The organism is Pseudomonas sp. MWU13-2862 (genome assembly GCF_023242495.1).
In the GTDB taxonomy this organism is placed as follows: Bacteria; Pseudomonadota; Gammaproteobacteria; order Pseudomonadales; family Pseudomonadaceae; genus Aquipseudomonas; species Aquipseudomonas gingeri_D.
Window position 1 is genome coordinate 381,357 of record NZ_JALMEZ010000004.1, and the last position, 15,859, is coordinate 397,215.

13 protein-coding genes are annotated in these 15,859 nt (G+C 62.9%); 1 reads left to right on the forward strand and 12 read right to left on the reverse strand.

The annotated features are described in order from the left end of the window. Positions 1-89: 89 nt before the first annotated feature. Together dtd and pip are read right to left on the reverse strand one after the other, a co-directional pair. The gene (gene dtd, locus M5C56_RS09875; protein ID WP_103497728.1) at positions 90-527 is read right to left on the reverse strand and encodes a D-aminoacyl-tRNA deacylase; all 438 of its coding nucleotides are present in this window, start codon (positions 525-527) and stop codon (positions 90-92) included. Then, a complete protein-coding gene (gene pip / locus M5C56_RS09880) occupies positions 524-1,495 on the reverse strand; it encodes a prolyl aminopeptidase (protein WP_103497730.1) in 972 nt (323 codons plus the stop codon). The genes dtd and pip overlap by 4 nt, the downstream gene beginning before the upstream one ends. Positions 1,496-1,767: 272 nt before the next feature. On the opposite strand from pip, the gene M5C56_RS09885 reads away from it, so the two are divergent. Beyond that, the gene (locus M5C56_RS09885) at positions 1,768-2,688 is read left to right on the forward strand and encodes a hypothetical protein (RefSeq protein ID WP_103497732.1); all 921 of its coding nucleotides are present in this window, start codon (positions 1,768-1,770) and stop codon (positions 2,686-2,688) included. A 1-nt stretch (position 2,689) separates the two neighbouring features. On the opposite strand, the gene hutG is transcribed toward M5C56_RS09885, so the two are convergent. The 10 genes from hutG to hutU form a co-directional block, all read right to left on the reverse strand. Next, positions 2,690-3,493, reverse strand: coding sequence for an N-formylglutamate deformylase (gene hutG, locus M5C56_RS09890; RefSeq protein WP_103497734.1), 804 nt, complete (start codon positions 3,491-3,493; stop codon positions 2,690-2,692). A gap of 11 nt (positions 3,494-3,504) precedes the next feature. Further along, the gene (gene hutI / locus M5C56_RS09895; RefSeq protein WP_103497735.1) at positions 3,505-4,710 is read right to left on the reverse strand and encodes an imidazolonepropionase; all 1,206 of its coding nucleotides are present in this window, start codon (positions 4,708-4,710) and stop codon (positions 3,505-3,507) included. A 17-nt stretch (positions 4,711-4,727) separates the two neighbouring features. Then, positions 4,728-6,137 (reverse strand): amino acid permease, encoded by a 1,410-nt coding sequence (locus tag M5C56_RS09900; protein ID WP_103497737.1) that lies wholly within the window; start codon positions 6,135-6,137, stop codon positions 4,728-4,730. A 213-nt stretch (positions 6,138-6,350) separates the two neighbouring features. Further along, entirely contained in the window at positions 6,351-7,889 is a 1,539-nt protein-coding gene (gene hutH / locus M5C56_RS09905; protein WP_103497738.1) for a histidine ammonia-lyase, read from the reverse strand. A gap of 109 nt (positions 7,890-7,998) precedes the next feature. Continuing rightward, positions 7,999-9,522 (reverse strand): histidine ammonia-lyase, encoded by a 1,524-nt coding sequence (hutH, locus tag M5C56_RS09910; protein WP_103497743.1) that lies wholly within the window; start codon positions 9,520-9,522, stop codon positions 7,999-8,001. 16 nt (positions 9,523-9,538) lie between these two features. Then, entirely contained in the window at positions 9,539-10,369 is an 831-nt protein-coding gene (locus tag M5C56_RS09915; protein WP_103497740.1) for a glycine betaine/L-proline ABC transporter ATP-binding protein, read from the reverse strand. Beyond that, entirely contained in the window at positions 10,366-11,217 is an 852-nt protein-coding gene (locus tag M5C56_RS09920; RefSeq protein ID WP_100940369.1) for a proline/glycine betaine ABC transporter permease, read from the reverse strand. The genes M5C56_RS09915 and M5C56_RS09920 overlap by 4 nt, the downstream gene beginning before the upstream one ends. Before the next feature lie 71 nt (positions 11,218-11,288). Beyond that, on the reverse strand, positions 11,289-12,257 hold the full coding sequence (locus tag M5C56_RS09925; RefSeq protein WP_247263113.1) for an ABC transporter substrate-binding protein: 969 nt from the start codon (positions 12,255-12,257) through the stop codon (positions 11,289-11,291). A gap of 116 nt (positions 12,258-12,373) precedes the next feature. Beyond that, complete coding sequence (locus M5C56_RS09930) at positions 12,374-13,843, reverse strand: cytosine permease (RefSeq protein ID WP_103495489.1); 1,470 nt, start codon at positions 13,841-13,843, stop codon at positions 12,374-12,376. Between the two features lie 122 nt (positions 13,844-13,965). Continuing rightward, positions 13,966-15,666 carry a urocanate hydratase gene (gene hutU / locus M5C56_RS09935; RefSeq protein WP_103495490.1) on the reverse strand — a complete coding sequence of 567 codons (1,701 nt, stop codon included), beginning with the start codon at positions 15,664-15,666 and terminating at the stop codon, positions 13,966-13,968. Positions 15,667-15,859: the final 193 nt, after the last annotated feature.

The window sequence follows — 15,859 nt, forward strand, 5'->3', positions numbered from 1 at the left end:
AGTAGGCCGCGTTACAACGCATCAGGTGAAACAAAGTATTTATCGCGAAAACCTCCTGTTTTCAGCCAAGTACGTCGTTTTTGATGCATTCAGGTCTGTAACAGGAAGGTCACAGGGCCATCATTGACCAGATGCACCTGCATGTCCGCCCCGAAACGCCCGGTCGCCACCTGCCCATGCAAGCGTTGCGCCTGTGCCACTACGTAGTCGAACAACACCTCGGCGAGCGCCGGAGGCGCCGCCGTGGAGAAGCTCGGACGCAATCCACTCCGGGTATCGGCCGCCAGGGTGAACTGCGACACCAGCAGCAACCCGCCACCGGTGTCCGCCAGGGACAAGTTCATCTTGCCCTGCGGATCGCTGAACACCCGATAGTTAAGCAGCTTCTTCAGCAGTTTGTCGGCCTGCGCCTGGGTATCGTCCGGTTCCACCGCCAGCAGCACCAGCAACCCCTGGTCGATGGCCCCGACGATTTCTCCCGCCACTTCCACCCGCGCGCCGCTGACCCGTTGCAACAGCCCCTTCATGCTTCTTCGAGAGGCAGGTCGAGCAGGCGTCGGGCCATCTGGTCGGCCGCGCGTACCAGGGCATCGGTGATCCCCGGCTCGGAAGCCGCGTGACCGGCATCGCGAATCACCTGCAACTCGCTGTTGGGCCAGGCCTGGTGCAACTCCCAGGCGTTGTCCAATGGGCAGATCGCATCGTAGCGACCGTGCACGATCACCCCCGGCAGGTGGGCGATCTTGTCCATGTCGCGGATCAGTTGGTTGGGTTCGAGAAAGGAGTTGTTGGTGAAGTAGTGGCATTCGATCCGGGCAATCGACAGCGCGCGCTGCGGCTCGGAGAAGCGATCGACCACCAGCGGGTTCGGGCGCAGCGTCGCGGTACGGCCTTCCCACAGGGACCAGGCCTTGGCCGCGTGCATCTGGGCGATCTGGTCGTTGCCGGTCAGACGCTTGTGGAATGCGTTGAGCAGGTCGTCGCGCTCATCCAGCGGGATCGGCGCCATGTAGTCCTGCCAGTAATCCGGGAACAGACGGCTGGCCCCGCTCTGGTAGAGCCAATCGACGTCCTGTGGCCGGGCCAGGAAAACCCCCCGCAGGATCAGGCCATGCACCCGCTCCGCGTGGGTCTGGGCGTAGGCCAGGGACAGCGTCGAGCCCCAGGAGCCGCCGAACAGCACCCATTTTTCAATCCCCAGGTGCTGGCGAATCCGCTCGAGGTCCGCCACCAGGTCCCAGGTGGTGTTGTTCTCCAGGCTCGCATGGGGGGTTGAGCGCCCGCAACCGCGCTGGTCGAAGGTGATGATACGAAACAGGTTGGGGTCGAAATAGCACCGGCTCTGCGCATCGCAACCGGCTCCCGGGCCTCCGTGGATAAAGACCACCGGCAAGCCTTCCGGCGAACCGCTCTCATCGACATACAGTACATGCGTTTCATCCACGGCCAGATCGTGCCGGGCGTAGGGTTTGATCTGCGGGTACAAAGTCTGCATCACGCGCTCCGTAGGGGTCGAGGTCATCCCTGATGGGGACTTCATATTATTCTGCCGTCCGGCATCATAAACCCGAATCGCGGAATCGGCATGCCCTTGTCAAAAGTGCGGGTGTACAGACGCATTTGTCGCACTTTCCCTTCCGTCGGACGCTGCCTAGCCGTTCGGTCAGTGTTCAAGCCGGCCCGATAAACGCTTCAATAGCCAGGTCACGTAGAGCGGCAGGAGCCGTTCTGCCGGGGTAGCCGTGCAAAAGTGAAAGGGAGTTTCCAATGCAACAAGACTGTTTGCCGGGCCTGCTTTCCTACCCGGAGAAAGCCATCATCCTCGCTGACAACGAAATGTTTATCCGTGCCCTCTCCGAACTGGGGCTGGATGCCGCCGTCGTCGACTCGACCGAACCGCTGCCGGCGCAAAGCCTGGTGTTTTCCTTTACCAGGCAGGGCGCCCGGCAATTCTATGAGCGCGCGGCCAGGACCCGAGACAAACAATGCATTCTCTGCCCGTTGCACGCTTTCGATTCAGGCCTGGAAAATGCGCTGTACAGCCTGATGCTGTTACTGCGCAGCGATTTCGCCGACTGCCTGAGGCGCCAGCGCGACCATCTCAGGCTCTTGAGCCGGCACCAACGCCTGCATCTGGTCGGAGAGGGATCGCGGGCCGATGTCTGGTTGAAAAGCCGTTCGGCCCCCTATGTCACGACCCGCGACGAGATCAGCGAGCGGTTCGTATTGTCCGTTTCGGAATTGTTCGAGGTGCATTACGCGCACATGCGCCCGGACAGCCCCGACCTCTTCCAATTGAACGGTATCCTGCGCATCAGCGGCCTGCTGACCTCCCAGGGCCGTCGCCGGACGCCGCTGGTCAGCGGCGTCGACGAACAGTTGCTGGAACTGACCCAGCGTGTCGCCCGGCACCAGGCCTGGCTGCACATCGAACACAACCAGGTGCGCTCCTTCAAGGTCGCCGGGCAGGAATATGCCGGCCTGCTGGCGCGGGCCGCGGGCGAGCGGGGGTTGTTCCTCAGCGAGTTCGCCATTGGCGTCAACGACACCATCGGACCGAATATCAACTACAGCCACAACTCGCCGATGAACGAAGGCGTCAGCGGCGTGCATGTGGGCCTGGGGGACGGCGCCAGCGGTTATCACATCGACTTCCTGAGCCCGGGCGTCGAGGTGCTCCCGGGATAAATCAGCGCCCGTAGTGCTCGCGGCCCCAGGCCAGCAGGCCTTGCAGCAGTTCCTTGAGCACGACCCGCGTCGGTTCCGCCAGGTCGCTGCGGTAGTTGAACGGTTCGAACTCTTCCATGTAGGTGCACTGCCCCAGTTCGAGCTGCACCGCGTGGATGTTCTGCGCCGGGTCACCATAGTGACGGGTGATATGCCCGCCCTTGAAGCGCCCGTTCAGCACATGGCTATAAGCCGGATGCCCGGCACAGATGCCTTCCAGCCGAGCCGCCAGTTGCGGGTCGCAGCTGGCACCGTTGAAGGTGCCCAGGTTGAAGTCCGGCAGTTTGCCGTCGAACAGGTGCGGGACCACCGAGCGAATCGAGTGGGCGTCGAACAGCAAGGCGTAACCGAACTCGGCCTTGAGCCGCGCCAGTTCCTGCTGCAAGGTCTGGTGATAAGGCGTCCAGACCTGCTCCAGGTAGTTCGCCCGCTCCTCGGCCGACGGCACCTGCCCTTCGACGAACAACGGCTCACCATTGAACAGGGTGGCTGGATACAGGCCGGTGGTGGCACCGACGTACAGCGGCTTGTCGTCGGACGGCCGGTTCAGGTCGATGACAAACCGCGAATAACGGGCCTCCAGAGTGCTGGCGCCCAGGTCAGCGGCGAAATCATAGAGCCGCGGGATGTGCCAGTCGGTGTCCTCCAGGCTTTGTGCCTCGGGGACCAACCCGGCCTTGACCGCCGGGGTCAACTGCACACCGGCATGGGGCATGCTGATCAACAGCGGCACGCGACCTTGTTTGAAACTCAGAACGTTATCCACAGGACAATCTCCTAGATCAATACTTCGACACCATGGCGCACCACGCGCTTGCTCAGGTCACTGCCCAACCAGTAGGCCAGGTCCGCCGGGCGCTCGATCTGCCAGGCGACGAAATCCGCAACCTTGCCGATCTCCAGCGAACCGTGGGTAGCACCCATGCCCAACGCCGTGGCGGCATGCTGGGTAACACCGGCCAGGGCTTCTTCCGGGGTCATGCGGAACAGGGTGCAGGCCATGTTCAGCATCAAGCGCAGGGACAGCGCCGGCGAGGTGCCAGGGTTGAGGTCGCTGGCGATGGCCATCTTCACACCGTGCTTGCGCAGGGCATCCATCGGCGGCAACTGGGTTTCGCGCAGAAAGTAGAACGCCCCGGGCAACAGCACCGCGACGGTACCGGAGGCGGCCATGGCGATGGCGTCCTCTTCGGTCATGAATTCCAGGTGGTCCGCCGACAGCGCCTGGTAACGCGCCGCCAGGCTCGAACCATGCAGTGACGACAGCTGCTCGGCATGCAGCTTTACCGGCAGGCCCAGTTGCTGCGCGACCTTGAATACCCGCTCGACCTGATCGGGGGAAAACGCCAGGTATTCGCAGAAGGCATCCACCGCATCCGCCAGGCCTTCGGCCGCCAGGGCCGGAAGCATTTCGCTGCAGATATGCTCGATATAATCGTCGGCCCGCCCGACATATTCCGGCGGCAAGGCATGGGCGGCCAGGCAGGTGCTGCGCACACTGACCGGCAGCTCGGCGCCGAGACGGCGAATCACCTTGAGGATCTTGCGCTCGCTGTCCAGGTCCAGGCCGTAGCCGGACTTGATCTCGACGCTGGTCACACCGTCGCGCAGCAGGCAGGTCAGGCGTTGCCGGGCGCTGGCGAAGAGCTCGTCCTCGCTGGCGGCACGGGTCGCCCGCACGGTGCTGGCAATCCCGCCACCGGCGGCGGCGATCTCGGCATAACTCACGCCTTGCAGGCGCTGCTCGAATTCACCGCTGCGGTTGCCGCCGAACACCGTGTGGGTGTGGCAATCGATCAGCCCCGGCGTGACCCAGGCGCCGTCCAGATCCTCGACCCGGGGATAATCCGCCGCCGGCAGTTCGGCGCGCGGGCCGATCCACTCGATCGTCGACGCCACGGTCACGATGGCGGCATCCTCGATGATCGAGTAAGTGCCTTGCGCCATGCTTGCAACGTGACAGTTCTGCCAAAGCGTTTTCATCCGGGGCCTCCGTTAGGTTATCGATGAGACAAAGCAGGTTCTTGCTGAGCGCCTGCGGCCTGGGCCGCCTTCGGCTTGACCCAGACCTGGTAGGCCAGCACCAGCAGGCCGATCCAGATCGCACCGACGATCAGCGCCGGCCGGGTGTCGGGGAAATAGCCCAGCACGCCGAAGATAAACACCATGAAGGCAATCGCCGCCATCGGCGCATAGGGCCAGAACGGCACCGGGAACTTCAGTTGCGCGGCCTGTTCACGGCTCATGGAACGGCGCATGGCCACCTGGGTGACCAGAATCATGATCCACACCCACACCGTGGCGAAGGTGGCGATGGACGCGATCAGCAGGAATACATCTTCCGGGATCAGGTAGTTGAGCAGCACCCCCAGCAGCAGCGCGGCGGCCATGACCACCACGGTCATCCACGGCACACCGGCGCGGGACAGCTTGGCAAAGGCCTTCGGCGCATGACCTTGCTCGGCCAGGCCGTACATCATGCGCCCGGCGCCGAAGATATCGCTGTTGATGGCGGAAATCGCCGCCGAGATCACCACGATATTGAGGATGGTTGCCGCCGAGCCGATCCCCAGGTTCTGGAAGATCTGCACGAAGGGACTGCCCTGGTTGCCGATCTGCTGCCACGGGTAGAGGGACATCAGCACGAACAGGGTCAGCACGTAGAACAGCAGGATGCGCAGTGGCACCGCGTTGATCGCCTTGGGGATCACCCGCTGCGGGTCCTGGGCTTCACCGGCGGTGACACCGATGATCTCGATACCGCCGAAGGCGAACATGACCACCGCGAACGAGGCGATCATCCCGGCCGCGCCGTTGGGCATGAAGCCGCCGTTGCTCCAGAGGTTACTGATACCGACGCTCGCCGAGGGCGTGGCCGTGCTGATGCCGAAGAACATAATGCCGAAGCCGCCGAGGATCATCGCGACAATGGCGCCGACCTTGAGCAGCGAAAGCCAGAACTCCATTTCGCCGAAGACCTTGACCGTGCACAGGTTCAGCGCGCCGATAAAGAAGACCACGCCGAGCACCCAGACCCAGCGATCGACGTCGGGAAACCAGAAGCCCATATAGATGCCGAAGGCCGTGACGTCGGCCAGGCCGACGATAACCATCTCGAATGCATAGGTCCAACCGAGGATAAAACCGGAACGGGGACCGATGTAGGTGCTGGCGTAGTGGCCGAAGGAACCGGCGACCGGATCGTGCACGGCCATTTCGCCGAGGGCGCGCATGACCATGAACACCGCGGCGCCGCCGATCAGGTAGGCCAGCAGCACGGCCGGACCGGCCATCTGGATGGCCGAGGCGGAGCCGTAGAACAGCCCGGTGCCGATAGCGGACCCCAGGGCCATAAAGCGAATATGTCGGGCCGAAAGCCCGCGTTTCAAACCTTTGACTTGCTGTTGCATTGCTCGTCCTTAATTATTCTTATCGGTAAAACTCGATGAGAATCAGACTGATGGCGAGTGTCTTGCGACCGCCCGGCCGCAAAAGGGGTCGCAGAGTACCCAACCCGGCACGCGCAGGCAAAACGCATCTGCCGGGTGGCAACAACCCGCAAACTGGCTGACCCGCCGCCTTGTGACGAGCGAGCTCAACCCCAGTCCGTTCTCGGGCAACGCTTACAGGCTTGGCAGCAACTTCGCCGGGACCAGGGCATTCAGGCAACGGGAAGCCAGCAACTCGGTCGCCGCCTCGATATCCGGGGCAAAGAAACGGTCCTTCTCGTAGTACGCCACTTCCTCACGCAAGGTCGCCCGCGCGGTTTCCAGGGCCGGCGAGGTTTTCAGGCCATTGCGCAGGTCCAGACCCTGGCAAGCCGCCAGCCATTCCACCGCCAGAATCCCACGGGTATTTTCAGCCATTTCCCACAGACGCTTGCCAGCTGCCGGGGCCATCGACACATGGTCTTCCTGGTTCGCGGAAGTCGGCAGGCTGTCGACGCTGTGGGGGTGCGCCAGGGCCTTGTTCTCGCTGGCGAGGGCCGCGGCGGTCACCTGGGCGATCATGAAGCCGGAGTTGACGCCGCCATTGGCCACCAGGAACGGCGGCAGTTGCGACATATGCTTGTCCATCATCAGCGAGATGCGGCGCTCGCTCAGGGAACCGATTTCGGCAATCGCCAACGCCAGGTTGTCAGCGGCCATGGCCACCGGCTCGGCGTGGAAGTTGCCGCCCGAGATCACATCGCCTTCCGCGGCGAACACCAGCGGGTTGTCGGACACCGCGTTGGCTTCGATCACCAGCACTTCGGCGGCCTGGCGGAACTGGGTCAGGCAGGCGCCCATGACCTGTGGCTGGCAACGCAGGGAGTACGGGTCCTGGACCTTCTCGCAGTTCTCGTGGGAGTCGGACACTTCGCTGCGCTCGCCCAGCAGGTGGCGATAGGCGGCAGCCGCATCGATCTGGCCATGTTGACCACGGGCGGCATGGATACGCGAGTCGAACGGCGAACGCGAACCCAGTACCGCTTCAACCGTCAGCGCACCGCTGACCAGGGCGCCGGCGAACAGGTCTTCGCCTTCGAACAGACCGCGCAGGGCAAAGGCGGTGGACACCTGGGTGCCGTTGAGCAGCGCCAGGCCTTCCTTCGCGGCCAGGGTCAGCGGTTGCAGGCCGGCCTGTTTCAGCGCGGCGTGGGCGTCCAGCCATTCACCCTTGTAGCGGGCCTTGCCTTCACCCAGCAGAACCAGGGACATATGGGCCAGCGGCGCGAGGTCGCCGGAAGCACCGACCGAACCTTTCAGCGGAATATGCGGGTAGACCTCGGCATTGATCAGGGCGATCAGGGCGTCGATCACCTGGCGGCGAATCCCGGAGAAACCACGGCTCAGGCTGTTGACCTTGAGCACCATGATCAGGCGTACCAGCGCATCGCTGATCGGCACGCCGACACCGGCGGCATGGGACAGCACCAGGGAGCGCTGGAGGTTTTCCAGGTCTTCGCTGGCGATACGGGTCGAGGCCAGCAGGCCGAAACCGGTGTTGATGCCGTAGGCGGTGCGGTTTTCGGCGAGGATCTGTTCGACGCAGGCCACGCTGGCTTCGATCTGTGCCGAGGCACTGTCGTCCAGGGTCAGTTTCACCGGCTGCTGGTAGATGGCACGCAGTTGGGCCAGGCTCAGTTGGCCGGGAATCAGGTTCAACGCAGTCACATTCATGCTCCTTTTGAGAGTTTTATCAACTACCAGACGCTCCGGAAGCTTCCGTTATCCGTCGCCGCCGACTTTTTGAGCCGGAGGCGCCTTGGCACGCTGGTTATTCGTGGAATCAGTGCAGGTCGGGAAACCTGCCCTGGATCAATAGTGGGTCCTTGAGCAGGCTCGCCGCGCTGGCGATATCCGGCGCCAGCCAGCGGTCCTGGTCGTAGGCCGGAACACGCTCGCGCAGCAGTTTCCAGGCACGCTCGGTGCCGGCGCCGAAGCGCTGCTCCTTGAGGAATTCAAAGGCCTGGGCCGCCAGCAGGTACTCGATGGCGAGGATCTGCGTACAGTTTTCCAGGGCCCGGTGCAATTTCAGCGCGGCGTTGGTGCCCAGGCTCAGGTGGTCTTCCTGCAGGCCCGAGGTGACGTAGTTGTCGAGCACCGCCGGCTGCGCCAACTGGCGGTTTTCCGCACAGAGGGACGCGGCGACGTACTGCACGATCATCATCCCGGAGTTGACCCCGGGGTTGCTCACCAGGAACGCCGGCAGGCCGCTGACATGGGGGTTGATCAGGCGATCGAGACGGCGTTCGGCAATCGAGCCGATTTCCGCCATGGCGATTGCCAGCAGGTCCGCCGCCAGGGCGACCGATTGGCCATGGGGGTTGGCCTGGGACATCACCCGGTAGTTGTCCGGCGTACCCAACAGCAACGGGTTGTCGGTGCAGCCGTTGAGTTCGATTTCGATCTGCCGGGTGGCGTGAGCCAGCTGGTCGCGGGCGGCACCGTGGACTTGCGGGATCGAACGCAGGCTCAGGGCGTCCTGGGTGCGAATACCCAGGCTGGCGGCGATCACTTCGCTGCCGTCGAGCAGGCTGCGCAGGTTGTTGCCGACCTGCTGCATGCCGGGATGGGGCTTGAGTGCGATGATTTGCGCATCAAACGCGGCGATCTGCCCGCGCTGGGCCTCGAAGCTCATGGCCCCTACCACATCGGCCCATTGCAGCAGGCGGGTCGCGTCGGCCAGGGCCAGGCAGCTCAGGCCGGTCATGCACGGCGTGCCGTTGACCAGGCAGAGACCGTCCTTGGCCCCCAGTTGCACCGGTTGCAGGCCTTCGGCGGCCAGGGCCTGGTGCGCCGGAACGATCTGCCCGCGATAGCTCACCTGGCCAACACCGAGCAGGGCGATGCCGATATGGGCCATATGGGTCAGGTAACCCACCGAGCCCTGGGCCGGCACTTGCGGGGTGATGCCCCGGTTGAGCAGGGCCAGCAGGGCTTCGACCACCTGGCGGTGCAGGCCGGATTTGCCGTGGCTGTAGTTGACGATGGCGGCGCAGAGGATGGCCCGGGTCTGTTCGTCGGGCAACGGCGCGCCGACACCGCAGGCATGGCTGAGCAGGGTGTTGCGCGACAACTGGCTGAGTTGCTCGCCGGACAGCGACACATTGCACAGCGCGCCGAGGCCGGTGTTCACGCCATAGGCGCGCTCACCGCTGACAACGATGCGCTGGACGATGGCCTGGGCGTTGTCGATCCGCGCCCAGGTCTGCGGCGCCAGTTCGAGCAAGGCGCCATGACGGGCCACCGCGACCACATCCTGCCAACGCAAGGGGGCGTCGGCGATAACGATTTTTTCAGCCTGGGACATCTTCAACCTCATCTGCTTAAACGATCGCGGCACGCCGCTGAACAAACCGATCCACATACTCATCCGCCGGCGAATGCAGGATCTCCTTCGGCGTCCCGACCTGAATCAACTTGCCGTCCTTGAGAATCGCAATCCGATTGCCGATCCGCACCGCTTCATCCAGGTCATGGGTGATAAAAACGATGGTCTTGTGCAAGGTCTTCTGCAGCTCCAGCAACTGATCCTGCATCTCGGCCCGGATCAGCGGGTCCAGGGCACTGAAGGCCTCGTCCATCAGAATGATGTCGGTGTCCGCCGCCAAGGCCCGGGCCAGGCCCACACGCTGGCGCATACCGCCCGACAGCTGGTGCGGGTACTTGTTCTCGTAGCCTTTCAGGCCCACGGTATTGATCCAGTGCAAGGCGCGCTCGGCGCAGACGTCCTTGCTCTCACCCCGTACCTTGAGGCCGTAGGCGACGTTTTCCTGCACGGTCTTGTGGGGCAACAGGCCGAAGCTCTGGAACACCATGCTGATCTTGTGCCGGCGAAATTCGCGCAGCGCCTCCATGTCGTGCTGGAGAATGTCCACGCCGTCCACCAGGATCGCGCCGCTGGTGGGGTCGATCAGGCGGTTGAAATGCCGCACCAGGGTCGACTTGCCGGAACCCGACAGGCCCATGATCACGAAGATCTCGCCGGTACTGACACTCAGCGACAGGTCGTTGACCCCGATCACGCAACCGGTCTCGGCCAGCACCTGGTCCTTGGTCTTGCCCTGGCGAATCAGGCTCATCGCGTCCTTCTCGCGTGAACCGAAGATCTTGAAGACGTTCTTGACTTCGATCTTGCTGACGATGGCCTCGCTCATTTGCTCACCTCATGGCGTGGACGACCATAGGCCTGGGTAATGCGATCGATCACCACCGCGAGAATCACGATCGCCAGGCCGGCTTCCAGGCCGCGACCGACGTTCAGGGTCTGGATACCCACCAGCACGTCCTCACCCAAGCCACGGGCACCGATCATCGAGGCGATCACCACCATCGACAGCGCCATCATGGTGGTCTGGTTGATCCCGGCCATGATGCTCGGCAGGGCCAACGGCAGTTGCACGCCGAACAGTTGCTGCCAGCGGTTGGCGCCAAAGGCGTTGATCGCTTCCATGACCTCGCCATCCACCTGGCGGATGCCCAGGTCGGTCAGGCGGATCAGCGGCGGCGCGGCGTAGATCACCGTGGCAAAGATCGCCGGGACCTTGCCCAGGCCGAACAGCATCAGCACCGGAATCAGGTACACGAAGCTGGGCATGGTCTGCATGATGTCCAACAGCGGCATCAGCACCGAACGCAGGCGGTTGCTGCGCGCCGAGAGAATTCCCAGGGGAATCCCGATCAGCACCGAGATCAGGGTGGCCACCAGCATCAGGGCCAGGGTCTGCATCAGCTTGTCCCACAGGCCGACCGCGCCCACCAGGAACAACAGGCCGACGATCACCAGCGTCGTCACCCATTTACGGGTGGCATGCCAGGCGATCCCGCCGACAATGGCCAGCATCAGCCACCAGGGCGCCAGGCGCAGCAGGCCTTCCAGATTGACGATGGCCCACAACAGGGTGTCGGAGATCTGGCGGAACACATCGCCGTAGTTGGTCACCAGTGCATCGACCCAACTGTTGACCCAGTCGGCGATGGAAAATGTGAAACGTTCGGGAAACATTGGAAACTCTCGATCAAGTGGTTGTGGCGAACTTCCCGGCCAGCCTCTCGGTTAGCCGGGAGGTAGTCGACCTACAGAGCCGCGTTGATTTTCTTGGCAGCGTCAGCGCTGACCCAAGCCTGCCAGACCTCAGGGTGTTCCTTGAGGAAGATTTTCGCCAGTTTCGGCGATTCGATCCGCTCCCGGGTCATGCGACCGAGGTTCTGGTTCAGCAGATCGATGGGCAGGTTAGCCTTTTCCAGGACGGCGACCAGCTCGGGCGCTTGCTCGTGGAAGGTCTTCGACAGACCGACCTTGATGCTCACGCGCTTGTCGACACCGGGTTTCTCCTCCAGTTTCACCAGGTCGACCTGGCCCATCAGGGGCGTCGGCGACCAGTAGTAGAACAGAATGGGCTCGCCACGCTTGTAGCTCGACAGCACGGCGGCGTCCAGTGCCGGGCCGGTGCCAGGGCGAAAGTTGGTATAGGACTTTTCCAGACCGTAGCTTTTCAGCATCTCGCTGTTTTCCAGCTCACAGGTCCAGCCCGCCGGGCAATTGTAGAAGCGGCCTTTGCTCGGCTCTTCCGGGTCCTTGAACAGGGCGGCGTATTGGCCCAGGTCGGCAATGTGCTTGAGGTTCGGCGCCAAGGCCTTGAGGTTGCGCTTGGCATCGCCCTCGATCACGTAGCGCGGCACATACCAACCTTCGACGGCACCCACCACCGGGGCGCCGACCCCGACGACCTTGCCGGCTTTTTCAGCCTTGTTCCAGACTTCGCTGCGGCCGACCCACTCCTCGGCGAAAACCTGGATATCGTTGCTGCTCAGGGCGTTTTCCATGGTGATGGAGTTGCCCGGCAGGGCGTCGGTCTTGCAGTCGTAACCCTTTTCCAGCACGAATTGCAGCATGTCGGTCAAGAGCATGCCGCTTTCCCAATTCAGACCCGCGAACTTCACCGGCTTGCCGGATTCGCACCAGCCGGCGGCCTGGCTTGCGCCGGCCACGACCAACAGGCCCAGGGACAGCGCCGTGGTCAGCAGGGTCTTGGTCATCTTCATACTGTGCCGCTCCAAATCATAAAAGGGTTAACGCCGCTCAAGAGACTAGCGGCCCGGGTTGGCCTGCGAGCAGGCCCTGTCCACGCTCACCCACGTGGACACCCGGCTGCAACCGGTCAGTTCGACGCCGGTTGTACACGACCACGGGGCTGGGCCGGCGCTTCCACGGCCGACTCTACCGGCAGGATCAGACGATCAGGAATTGCCCCATGCCACTTCTTCGCCGCGACGTAGTACAACGCCGCCGGCACCACCAGGCCGATGATCCAGGAGATATCAGTATCGCCCAGGCCCGCCACCAGGGAGCCGGTGTAGAACTGGGTGTTGATAAACGGCATCTGGATCAGCACGCCGAACACATAGATGCTGATGCCCAGGATGTTCCAGCCGCCGTAGCGCGCCTTGGGATTGGACAGCGCGGGAATGTCGTAGCGTTCCTTGGTGATGCAGTAGAAGTCCACCAGGTTGATCGCGCTCCAGGGCGTGAAGAACGCCAGCAGGAACAGGATGAAGGAGGAGAATTCCTTGAGGAACGAATCCTTGCCCAGCAGCGCCAGGGCCGCGGACACGCTGACCATGATGAAGATGTACAGCAGGCGCACACCACTGGAAATATGCCGGTTGCCACGGAAACCGCTGATGATGGTGGCGATCGACATGAAGCTGCCATAGGCGTTCAGGGTGGTGACCGTCACCTTGCCGAAGGCCACGGCGAAATACAGCGCCGCCGCGACCGCGCCAGTGCCGCCGAGGCTGACGATGAACGAGACTTCGTGGTGGGAGAACTGCGAGCCGGCCAGGGCGGCGGCGAAGACGCCGAAGACCATGGACGCCTGAGCGCCGATCACCGAACCCAGGCCCACGGCCCAGAAGGTTTTCACCGGCGAAGTGCTGCGCGGCAGATAACGTGAGTAATCCGCCACATAAGGCCCGAACGCGATCTGCCAGGATGCCGACAAGGACATCGCCAACAGGAAACTCGCCAGGGAGAAATGCTTGTTGCCGAGCAGCGCCGAGATATCGTTGCCGGCCAACAATTTGTAGAACAGGTAGACGAAGGCAACCACCCCGAGCACGCTGGCGATCCGGCCGATGCCGTGGATCACCCGGTAACCGAAGATGGTGCAGACCAGGATACTGGCGGCGAACAACACAATGCCGACCCAGTCTTCCACATGCAGCAGCTGCGCCACCGCCTGCCCCGCCAGCAGCGAACCGCTGGCGGAAAAGCCGATATACATCAGGCACACCAGCACCAACGGGATCACCGCCCCATAGACACCGAACTGCACACGGCTGGAAATCATCTGCGGCAGGCCCAGTTGCGGACCTTGCGCGGCGTGCAACGCCATGACCCCGCCACCGATCAGTTGCCCGATCAGCAGGCCGATCAGCGACCAGTAGACATCACCGCCGAGCACGACCGCCAAGGCGCCCGTGACAATCGCGGTGATTTGCAGGTTGGCACCCAACCACAGGGTGAACTGACTGAGTAGACGACCGTGTCTTTCCGCTTCCGGGATGTAGTCGATCGAACGCCTTTCGATCAACGGTTTGCTGCTTGCACGATCATTTGACGCAGACATTGTTCAACCTCTGTGGATTGTTTTAGTTAGGTGCACAGCGTTGTGAAACAGGCTCCAGGTGAAACACCCGATCTGTAGGAGCCGGTTTGCCGGTTCCTACAGATCGGGTTTCCTCCAACCGCTTATTTACCGGTAATCATCGGCAGGTTCAGGCCCTGCTCTTTCGCGCAGTCGATGGCGATCTGGTAACCGGCATCGGCGTGACGCATAACGCCGGTGGCCGGGTCGTTGTGCAGGACGCGAGCGATACGCTCGGCCGCTTCGTCGGTACCGTCACAGACGATCACCATGCCCGAGTGCTGGGAGAAACCCATGCCGACGCCGCCGCCGTGGTGCAGGGACACCCAGGTCGCGCCGCTGGCGGTGTTGAGCAAGGCGTTGAGCAGTGGCCAGTCGGACACGGCATCGGAACCGTCCTGCATCGATTCGGTTTCACGGTTCGGGCTGGCCACGGAACCGGAGTCCAGGTGGTCGCGACCGATCACGATCGGCGCCGACAGCTCGCCGCTGCGGACCATTTCGTTGAACGCCAGGCCGAGCTTGGCGCGCAGGCCCAGGCCGACCCAGCAGATCCGCGCCGGCAGACCCTGGAAGCTGATGCGCTCACGGGCCATGTCCAGCCAGTTGTGCAGGTGGGCGTCGTCCGGGATCAGTTCCTTGACCTTGGCGTCGGTCTTGTAGATGTCCTGCGGATCGCCCGACAGTGCAGCCCAACGGAACGGACCGATGCCACGGCAGAACAGCGGACGGATATAAGCCGGGACGAAACCCGGGAAGTCGAATGCGTTTTCCACGCCTTCTTCCTGGGCCATCTGACGGATGTTGTTGCCGTAGTCGAAGGTCGGGATGCCTTGTTTCTGGAAGTCGAGCATGGCCTTGACGTGCACGGCCATCGACGCCTTGGCGGCCTTCACGACCACTGCGGGTTCAGTGATGGCGCGGGCACGGTACTCTTCCCAGGTCCAGCCGGCCGGCAGGTAGCCGTTGAGCGGGTCGTGGGCGCTGGTCTGGTCGGTGACCATGTCCGGACGCACGCCACGCTTGACCAGCTCCGGCAGGATTTCCGCCGCGTTGCCGAGCAGGGCAATGGAAATCGCCTGGCCTGCCTTGGTGTACTTGGCGATACGCGCCAGGGCGTCGTCGAGGTCGGTGGCTTGCTCATCGACATAACGGCTGTTCAGGCGAAAATCGATGCTGACCTGCTGGCACTCGATGTTCAGCGAGCAGGCGCCGGCCAGGGTTGCCGCCAGAGGCTGTGCGCCGCCCATGCCGCCAAGGCCCGCGGTCAGGACCCAACGACCTTTCAGGTTGTTGTCGTAGTGCTGGCGACCTGCTTCGACGAAGGTTTCGTAGGTGCCCTGGACGATGCCCTGGCTGCCGATGTAGATCCAGCTGCCGGCGGTCATCTGGCCGTACATGGCCAGGCCCTTGGCGTCGAGTTCGTTGAAGTGCTCCCAATTCGCCCAGTGTGGCACCAGGTTGGAGTTGGCGATCAGTACGCGCGGGGCGTTGCTGTGGGTCTTGAAGACGCCGACCGGCTTGCCGGATTGCACCAGCAGGGTCTCGTCTTCATTCAGGTTGGTCAGGCTCTCGACGATCTTGTCGTAGCACTCCCAGTTCCGCGCGGCCCGGCCGATACCGCCGTAGACCACCAGTTCCTTGGGGTTCTCGGCCACTTCGGGGTCGAGGTTGTTCATCAGCATCCGCAGTGGCGCTTCGGTCAGCCAGCTTTTCGCGGTCAGCTTGTTGCCACGGGCGGCACGGATTTCGACGTCACGGCGCTTGGTAAAAGTGGCGGTAGGTTTCTGGGTATTCTCAGTCACGAAATAACTCCTCTGCGATCGTCCAAACCAGCCCAGGCAACGGGCGAGCAAGCCTGTGGGGGAAGGTCCCCGGCACAAGCGGAAATTAGGGGGCGGTGCGTCGATCTCCCTGATGACTCATACGCACACATCTTTACTTGTACATACAAGCATATGCAATCAGGCGGCCAACTTGCAAATCGCGAGCAGAAGA